Below are 7,864 nucleotides of genomic sequence, written 5' to 3'. Positions count from 1 at the left end.
AATTATGCTGTACCTTCTTTTAATTTGAAGAATTTTCGGGTAATTGGGAGTAGGTAAAGTTACGAATAACAATAATGACAAAGGTTCTGGTTTAAACAGAGAGAATGTCTACCGTATGAATCTGGGAATACGGAAAAGCACTTTTGCGGAATTGTTTGGGGCAGTCCCAAAACGCCCGCCAGCAGGCGGCGTTGTAGATATGGATTACGACTTTACCGTATTGAATGAGATACTTCCCCATCCCGTCTACGCATGGATGGCGTGGATATGTGCATTGAACCCCTCTGAAAAGACATTCGAGGAATTGAAACTATATATCCAAGAAGCCTATGAGTATGCAAAGGAGAAATTGGAGAAACACAGGAAGTAATCTTGAAGATTGAAAATTAAATAGCACATAGATGGAAGAATGGAATGTCAGCCAACGGACAAGGCTGACCGCCGCCGAATTTATGCTGCCCTTTTCGGCTGGCGTATGGCAACATGGTTTTGAATCCCAAAGCCGTTACATAGCATTGCGAATCCGAGCAGGAGAAAAAACTCCTGTCGTTCGTGGTGCGGTGTAGCGGCTTTTTCATTTATCCAAAAGTCAAGAGAAATCAAATCCAGAACGGAGGTGCAGGGACATAGGATTTTCTTTTCGGAGGGTAAGACAGGTATGGAAGAATGGCGGCTGCACAGGAAAAATGCTCTGCGGCGTTGTCCACAGAGATAGCGAGCATCGGATTGTGTCAGCCACAATCCAAATCCACGCCGCTTGTGGGCATGGACTAACTCAGGGAACATCTCTGAATACCCTGTTAAAAATGAAATTCAAGACTGGAGGATAAGAAAAATGAGCAAAGAAAAATCAGAAAAGGACGTGCGGAATGTCCCGATTACTGTCCGATTGAACGAGGAAGAACATGAAAAATTAAAGCAGTGCGCCGCCGCTTGCGGTCTGTCCGCAGCAGAATTTATGCGCCAGTTATGCAAAGGAAACGCCCCGCAGCCACAGCCTAAAATCGAGTTTTGGGAGCTGTTAAACAAGCTCTATGAGGTGCATGACGCTTTCAAGAAGTGTGTTCCTTACTATCCAACCGCCGCTGAAATCTGCAAGGAGATTGAGGATTTTATCTTAGAATTGCAACAGAAATCCACTCTCCCACAACGGTTTAGCATAGAAGAATTGACAGAACAGGGGGCGGTCTGATATGGCGGTAACGAGCCTATGGCATGTCAAGGGGAGCATAAAAGATGTGATCTCCTGTCTGATAGGAGATAATAGTTTTATTAGATTGAGAGGATGGTCGTTCCCTCCTTGAGCGGCTCTGCTCGTACTTGAAAGACTGATCCCTCTCTCTAATCAAAAACCCGCCCGATCTGGCCCACGCCAGAATCTATGACCGTATCATGGAGCGGTGCGCCCCTGTCCTTTTCTCCGGCAGGAACTTCCGGGAGGAAAAGGCGGCGGCTACCAAAGAGGCGGCGAGGGGGATTGTCTCCCCGAAATGAAACCTGAAAACAGCAGCAAGGGCAATCCCCATACATATCAGCGGACTGTCCGGGAAAGGAGCATCAATACCATGAGCAGCGAGAAGAATATCCAGAATGTAGCAGACACCACAGCCAGGGCAGAGAACGCGCCAGCACTGGTGAAGAAGATAGGCCGCACCACCTATATCGTGCGGATTCATTTCAGTGAGACCAGCACGGAGACCATGAGCGACAAGATTAAGCGTATGCTGAAAAATGAGATACAGCAGATGGGATAAAACGATAACAGAGGGACGCCGGGGAATCAGAAATACTACACTGGTTCCCGGCTTGTAAAATCAGGAGGTTTATGGTAGTATGGAACTACAAAAACGAAAGGAAAGGCAGGTGGGGATATTGACAGCGACGGAACAACAGCACCAGGAGGATTTACAGCGCCTGCGTGACTTACGCCCTATCGACGATGATTTTATGCGCTGCCTGTTTAAAGATAACATTCCACTGGCAGAATTTGTGTTACGCATTATCACGGGTAAGCAGGATTTGATTATCACTGACTGCGAAACACAAAAGGACATGAAAAGGCTGGCCGGGGCACGCTCTATCTGCCTGGACGCATACGGGACGGACCCGGACGGGAAAAAATACGATCTTGAAATCCAAAGACAGGAAAAGGGGGCAGACCCGCACAGGGCAAGATACCATTCCAGCGTGATGGATGTAGAGAACCTCCATTCCGGACAGGAATTTAAAGAACTGCCGGATACCTATACAATCTTCATTATCGAGAAAGATTTTTACGGAAAAGGCGAGCCGGTCTATCCGATTGAGAGGATCAACCTTGCCACGGGTAAATCTTTTGAAGATGGGGAACATATCCTGTATGTGAATGGGGAATACCGGGGCGAATCCAATCTTGGAAAGCTCATGCATGATTTTAACTGTACCAGCGCAGACGATATGAATTTTGAACTGATGGCAGACCGGACACGGTATCTGAAAGAAAATCCGAAGGGAGTGAGTGAGATGTGCCGCATCATGGAGGATATGAGAAATGAATCCCTGAAAGAGGGAATACAGGAAGAAAAAAAGATGACAGTATTCCGAATGTTGGAGGCGGGGAAATACTTGCTTGAGGAAATTGCGAATATTTCAGGGCTTTCCCTTGAAGAAGTTAATCAACTGAAAGCAGAACGAAACGCATAAAGCACTGTCATAGAGCCAGGAATCTTAAATAAAGGTTTCTGGCTCTATTTTTTTGCCCTGAAATGTAAACTTTCTGTGAATTTGATTAAAAAGTCCTTTACAAAACGTTACCGGCAAGACTGCTAAATCTATCTTGATTTCATGCGGCGCACGGTTAGCACCCTTTGACAGTGCAGCGACACGTTGTCGCATATAAAACGTCCATGTTTGTCCACTGTTTGCTGTTGAATAAAAAAGTGACAGCAACGGAGAAAGCATTGTCATAATAATTCCGGCTTTTATTACGGAATATCGTTTTAGTTTCAGAAATTCAGTTTTTATAATATCTATCATGTCTTTTACCTCGTCCATTTTTTATAAAAGCGAATAATCAGCCACAAAGAAAGTATAACAGTAATTGCCACAATAAAAATTGTGTGACTGGTGGTTGGCACAATCAAATAGGCTTCCGGCAAAAGATTATCTTTCTGCAAGTGATCCATCATAGAACCGCTTAACCAGTTCATAACACATATGACCGGGAAAGAGTTTAAGAAACGAATTTTTGCGGTACTTATTGATGTTCCAATCGTTCCCAATATACCCCAGTTAAAAATGGAGTAAAAAAATGCAAACAGGATAGACAGTAAAAAACTTTTATTAAAGTAAATAATCAAAAACACAATCGGTAAAGAAGCCGCTACGATAAAAGCCCCCAAAATTAAACACATAAGTATTTTATAGGTCATACCATAAACCATTCCCACATGAAACAACTTACAAAATAAAGCAACCGACAATGTACTTATCAGACAAAAGGCAATACTGAAAATAAATAGCATGGAAATTTTTGCTATGATAAGCTGCGTGCTGGTAACAGGAATTGTTCTAAGGTTTTTTGAAGTATCACAATCCCTTTCTATAAAAAACAAAATAGCCGCAATGATACCAATTAGACATGGAAGCAAAAAGACTAAACCATATCCTAACATCATTGTATAGACATAATCAAATCGAGTTTGAAGATAGTGTTCCGTTGTATCTGTGCCTGTTCCTGCTTTCGCCATATATGCTAAGATCAACGGAAAAAACAGTGATAATGACATCAGTGCATAAATCAGTTTTTTTCGTTTCATTTTCCAAAATTCACACTTTACAAGGTCAAGCAATCCCCTCACCCCCTGTTACACGCTTGAAATAATCTTCAAGGCTTTCTTCGCAGACATAGGCTTCTGATACGGTAAGCCCGTTTTCGACAAAAGCTGTTACAATATCCCCAACTGAAATATCTAAATTATGCAGACGCATCTTGTAGTCGTCCTGTACGGTAAACTGCGTTTCATGGAAATTGCGTTCTAAAATCCTTGCCGCCTGTGTTGTACTGGAAACGGTAAAACGGATATGTCTGCTGCTCTTTGCTTCCAGCTCTGCAAGGCTTTCTTCCTCCAATAATGCGCCGTGGTCGATAATTCCTATATCATCAGCCAGCAATGCAATCTCGGAAAGAATATGGCTGGAGATCAATATTGTTTTCCCCCTTTCCGTACAGAGGTCACGGATAAAAGAGCGCACTTCCGCAATTCCAATCGGATCAAGACCGTTAATCGGTTCGTCCAAGATCAAAAGCTCCGGGTCGTGCATAATGGCAAGGGCAATCGCCAATCGCTGCTTCATGCCAAGGGAGTATTGGGAAAACAGTTTTTTGTCTTTATAGGGAAGCCCCACTAAATCAAGCGCATTTTTAATTGCATTACGGTTCGGCACTCCCCGCAGGGTTGCAAAAATGCGTAGGTTTTCTGTGGCAGTCAAGTTCGGGTAAAATCCGGGGGATTCAATCAGACTGCCAATCCGGGGCAACAGCTTTTTCTCATTTGTCCGTAAAGGCTTTCCCCAGATTGTCACTTCCCCGGAAGTGGGTTGTGTCAGCCCAAGCAGCATTTTCATGGTCGTTGTCTTTCCGGCTCCGTTTCTGCCAAGCAGACCGTAGATGCGTCCTTGCCTTACATGGATATTCAAATCTGCAACACTTTTTTGTGTTCCGTATTGTTTGGTAAGATTTTTTGTTTCAATTACATATTTGCTCATTGCGAAACCTCCTTTTCATATTTGCTATTCTATCACGCTAACCTTGCCAAAACCTTGCCGAAACCTTGCTTTTTTCATGCTTTTACAGTTAAGCGAAATTTGACAACTGAAAAATCCCCGTATTATTACAGGGATTTCGGAAGTAATAAGGTAAATGTAGTCCCCCTACCTAGAGTGCTATCAACAGTGATTGTTCCCTTGTGAGCAGCTACAAGTTCTTTTACGATTGATAAGCCTAATCCATTTCCACCGGCAGACCGTGACTGATCGCATTGGTACATTCTTTCAAAAATATGCGGAAGATGAGCGGGAGACATTCCTTTTCCATTATCTGTCATAGTGATTTTGGCTTGCAGATCATTTTCAAAAATATGGAAAGATATTTTGCTTCCTTTACTATGGATAAGGGCATTCTGCAACAGATTATTGAGGATGCGGCTATAAGCGTTTGCATCTATACGCATAAGATACTCTGTTTCTGGTATATCAAACACATAGTCAAAATTGCTGTTTTCTAAAACAGAAATCCAGTCAACGATAATATTCCGTGATAACTCGTTTAGGTCTAAAACTTCAAAATGAAAAATCTGTTCCCCGGAGTCCAGTTTTACCCATTCAAAAAGATTTTCCACAAAATGCTTTAGATAATTCGCTTTTTCAAATGCGACATGAACATATTCGTCTTTTTCTTCTCCTGCAACGATCTTACATTCTATTGCTTCCAAATAACCAACCAGAGAAGCAAGGGGAGTTTTCACATCATGGGAAATATTTGTCATTAACCGTTTATATGCCTGTTCAGATTGTTTTTGCCTGATGAGCTGCGTTCGGCTGTTCATTGCGATATCGTTTATACCATAGCAGATTTTTCTTGTCATATCGTTTTTTTTAGTCAACATACGGCGGTTTAAATTCCCGGATTTTATATCTTCAAGGGCTTCTTCGATAATAGATAGTTGTCCCCGTACACGCCTAAGTTTTGTGACAAGAAACAAGATAAATAAAAGTGCGATACAAAACGCAATCAATAAAAACAGATTAACATTCATGTTATGCCTCCCTGTTAAAACGATAACCAACGCCACGGACGGTTAAAATATAAAAAGGGTGTTCCGGGTCTGGTTCAATTTTTTTTCGTAATTTGCTGATAAAAGACATGATATTGCTATCATCAAAAGCATATTCTTCCTCCCATACATGGGTATAAATCTGCTTTTTCGTAAATACTTTCCCTTTGTTCGCCGCAAGAAAAGAGAGCAGATCAAATTCTTTTCCTGTAAGTTCCACTTGTACGTCGTTCATAAAAACAAGTCGGTTAAGATTATCAATCGTCATTCCTTGAAACACCATACAATCTGTTTCGGTGCTGGAAGTTGGGTTGAGCAGGGTATAACGCCGGATAAGGGAATTTACACGCGCCATAAGCTCGTTAATGCTAAATGGCTTTGTCAGATAATCGTCTGCCCCCATTCGTAAGCCGGACACTTTATCTTCTTCATCGCTTTTTGCAGTGAGCATAAGGACGGGGACATTGCTTGTCTGCCGTACTTGCTGCAATACTTGAAAACCGTCTAAATCGGGCATCATAATATCAAGAATAATAAGTGAACAGACATTTTTGTTTTCCTCCAACATCTGCAAGCCCTCTATACCGCCGCCTGCAACAACCGCAGTAAGGTTTTCCTGCTCTACGCATTTTTTCATAAGTGTGCAAAGCTCTTTATCATCATCAATAATTAAAACTTTATTCATGTTTTTTCTTCCTTTCTGCTTTCAACCGGGCATCTGTTGGTTTTTCAGCGTCTTTTGGTATCAGCCACAAGCGACTGAATTTTGCCACGCCGGGTATGCGGTTTTCCTCACATAGCTTTTGTACCCGTCTTTCTGAAATGCCCCATTTTTGTGCCGCTTCCGGGGCAGAAATATACTCTAACATTTTTATTCACCCTTTCGCTAAACTCTATCAGTATAATTATATGCGTCTAGCCGAATAAATACAAGATTCATTCTCTGTCTTTTATAATTATTTAGGCCAATCAGTGTAACTGTGTAGACGTATTCTTTTTAAAAAGTAAACTGTACAATACAATAGGGTGAACAAATATGTCAAAAAGACCAGTACCACGATATGATTTTAAGGAGTTTGGAGCGGCAATCAAGGCTGCACGGACAGGGCGAAGGGAATCCAGAAAGAAAGTTTGCGATGAGATGTTTATCTCACCTCACTACCTTGCGAACATTGAAAACAAGGGCCAGCACCCAAGCCTGCAAATCTTCTTTGAACTTATGCTCCGCTACAATATATCCGTAGACCAGTTTCTCTTAGACAAGCCAGCAGGAAAAGACACCCGGCGTTTACAGCTGGACGTATTGCTGGATAGTATGAGTGACAACGGGCTACAGATTGTGACCGCAACAGCCAAGAAGATTGCAGAGATAGAAAGGCTGCAGGAAATGGAGAACACATAACCCGTGTTCTCCATCTCCTAGCTGTCAACTTGACTGGCATTGTTCTTGTAATATTTTACACCTTGTTTTGATTTCCGCTTCTTCTGACGGATTCAGTTCTCTGTCATTCTCCGATATCTGATCTTCCAGGAAACCGGCATAAGCGTCCAGCAGGGCGTCCAATAACATTTCCGGAGTTTCCATAAGTTCCGCCTGATACCATTCATTCCTTTCCGGCTCCCATGCCATCAAGGTATACCCATGGCTGGTAAGAACAACTTCATAAAGCGGGTCTTGCTGAAGGTAATCGCTAAATACATTTAATACTTTCTCAAAAGTCAACATTCCTCTTTCTCCCTTCCATCAATCATAAATCTGTTCACTTTGTATGATTTCCTCTGCCTGCGCCTTTAATGTATTATGTGTATGCCTCCTTGTCCTTTCTGTGGTATGGCCAGCCGCCTACATAGCGGCTCTGGCTGGCATTGGTGCTTTTTGGGGTTCTTTCTTTGGAAGGCTGCTGGCCGGGATAAACACGCCGTTTTCCATATCCTCGGCATGGATAGCGGCTTTCTTCGCCTCGATTTCAGCCTTTTTCTTTGTCTTGGATAAAAGTCACAATCTCGGCTATTGTTCTTTCGCGAATATGGCGGTCGCTTTTTTTAATATT

Annotated in this window: 11 protein-coding genes and 2 pseudogenes; 6 read left to right on the top strand and 7 right to left on the bottom strand. The window is 42.5% G+C overall.

Annotated elements, in window-relative coordinates:
- Positions 1-43: 43 nt before the first annotated feature.
- The 5 genes and pseudogenes from D7Y06_RS22690 to D7Y06_RS22670 all read left to right on the top strand — a co-directional run bounded on the left by D7Y06_RS22690 (position 44) and on the right by D7Y06_RS22670 (position 2,682).
- On the top strand, positions 44-370 hold the full coding sequence (locus tag D7Y06_RS22690; RefSeq protein ID WP_199714834.1) for a DUF6194 family protein: 327 nt from the start codon (positions 44-46) through the stop codon (positions 368-370).
- A gap of 465 nt (positions 371-835) precedes the next feature.
- Complete coding sequence (locus tag D7Y06_RS22685; protein WP_120409835.1) at positions 836-1,192, top strand: plasmid mobilization protein; 357 nt, start codon at positions 836-838, stop codon at positions 1,190-1,192.
- A 143-nt stretch (positions 1,193-1,335) separates the two neighbouring features.
- Positions 1,336-1,494, top strand: a pseudogene (locus D7Y06_RS28435) (ATP-binding protein); the annotation flags it as partial.
- A 71-nt stretch (positions 1,495-1,565) separates the two neighbouring features.
- A complete protein-coding gene (locus D7Y06_RS22675; protein ID WP_120409836.1) occupies positions 1,566-1,754 on the top strand; it encodes a transposon-encoded TnpW family protein in 189 nt (62 codons plus the stop codon).
- Between the two features lie 79 nt (positions 1,755-1,833).
- Positions 1,834-2,682, top strand: a complete 849-nt coding sequence (locus tag D7Y06_RS22670) for a PD-(D/E)XK nuclease family transposase (protein WP_120409834.1) — start codon at positions 1,834-1,836, stop codon at positions 2,680-2,682.
- Positions 2,683-2,880: 198 nt separating this feature from the next.
- Here the strand turns inward: D7Y06_RS22670 and D7Y06_RS28685 are convergent.
- The 6 genes and pseudogenes from D7Y06_RS28685 to D7Y06_RS22640 all read right to left on the bottom strand — a co-directional run.
- Positions 2,881-3,015, bottom strand: a pseudogene (locus tag D7Y06_RS28685) (ABC transporter permease); the annotation flags it as partial.
- Positions 3,016-3,020: 5 nt separating this feature from the next.
- Positions 3,021-3,830 carry an ABC transporter permease gene (locus tag D7Y06_RS22660; RefSeq protein WP_120409832.1) on the bottom strand — a complete coding sequence of 270 codons (810 nt, stop codon included), beginning with the start codon at positions 3,828-3,830 and terminating at the stop codon, positions 3,021-3,023.
- Positions 3,823-4,746, bottom strand: a complete 924-nt coding sequence (locus tag D7Y06_RS22655) for an ABC transporter ATP-binding protein (RefSeq protein WP_120409831.1) — start codon at positions 4,744-4,746, stop codon at positions 3,823-3,825. The genes D7Y06_RS22660 and D7Y06_RS22655 overlap by 8 nt, the downstream gene beginning before the upstream one ends.
- Before the next feature lie 125 nt (positions 4,747-4,871).
- A complete protein-coding gene (locus D7Y06_RS22650) occupies positions 4,872-5,795 on the bottom strand; it encodes a sensor histidine kinase (protein WP_120409830.1) in 924 nt (307 codons plus the stop codon).
- A 1-nt stretch (position 5,796) separates the two neighbouring features.
- On the bottom strand, positions 5,797-6,498 hold the full coding sequence (locus D7Y06_RS22645) for a response regulator transcription factor (RefSeq protein ID WP_120409829.1): 702 nt from the start codon (positions 6,496-6,498) through the stop codon (positions 5,797-5,799).
- Positions 6,491-6,682, bottom strand: a complete 192-nt coding sequence (locus tag D7Y06_RS22640) for a helix-turn-helix domain-containing protein (RefSeq protein ID WP_016307071.1) — start codon at positions 6,680-6,682, stop codon at positions 6,491-6,493. Before D7Y06_RS22640 ends, D7Y06_RS22645 begins: the two co-directional genes overlap by 8 nt.
- Positions 6,683-6,849: 167 nt before the next feature.
- On the opposite strand from D7Y06_RS22640, the gene D7Y06_RS22635 reads away from it, so the two are divergent.
- A complete protein-coding gene (locus D7Y06_RS22635; protein WP_120409828.1) occupies positions 6,850-7,215 on the top strand; it encodes a helix-turn-helix transcriptional regulator in 366 nt (121 codons plus the stop codon).
- Between the two features lie 24 nt (positions 7,216-7,239).
- Here D7Y06_RS22635 and D7Y06_RS22630 read toward each other — a convergent pair whose 3' ends face one another.
- Positions 7,240-7,539 (bottom strand): hypothetical protein, encoded by a 300-nt coding sequence (locus tag D7Y06_RS22630; protein WP_120409827.1) that lies wholly within the window; start codon positions 7,537-7,539, stop codon positions 7,240-7,242.
- Positions 7,540-7,864: the final 325 nt, after the last annotated feature.

This window comes from Roseburia sp. 1XD42-69 (genome assembly GCF_003612565.1).
Classification (GTDB): Bacteria; Bacillota; Clostridia; order Lachnospirales; family Lachnospiraceae; genus Roseburia_B.
This window is presented reverse-complemented; position numbering and strand designations above follow the sequence as displayed.

Coding starts and splice junctions, on each gene's coding strand:
- D7Y06_RS22685 (WP_120409835.1), top strand. CDS start 836: ATGAGCAAAGAAAAATCAGAAAAGGACGTGCGGAATGTCCCGATTACT.
- D7Y06_RS22675 (WP_120409836.1), top strand. CDS start 1,566: ATGAGCAGCGAGAAGAATATCCAGAATGTAGCAGACACCACAGCCAGG.
- D7Y06_RS22670 (WP_120409834.1), top strand. CDS start 1,834: ATGGAACTACAAAAACGAAAGGAAAGGCAGGTGGGGATATTGACAGCG.
- D7Y06_RS22655 (WP_120409831.1), bottom strand. CDS start 4,746: ATGAGCAAATATGTAATTGAAACAAAAAATCTTACCAAACAATACGGA.
- D7Y06_RS22650 (WP_120409830.1), bottom strand. CDS start 5,795: ATGAATGTTAATCTGTTTTTATTGATTGCGTTTTGTATCGCACTTTTA.
- D7Y06_RS22645 (WP_120409829.1), bottom strand. CDS start 6,498: ATGAATAAAGTTTTAATTATTGATGATGATAAAGAGCTTTGCACACTT.
- D7Y06_RS22640 (WP_016307071.1), bottom strand. CDS start 6,682: ATGTTAGAGTATATTTCTGCCCCGGAAGCGGCACAAAAATGGGGCATT.
- D7Y06_RS22635 (WP_120409828.1), top strand. CDS start 6,850: ATGTCAAAAAGACCAGTACCACGATATGATTTTAAGGAGTTTGGAGCG.
- D7Y06_RS22630 (WP_120409827.1), bottom strand. CDS start 7,539: ATGTTGACTTTTGAGAAAGTATTAAATGTATTTAGCGATTACCTTCAG.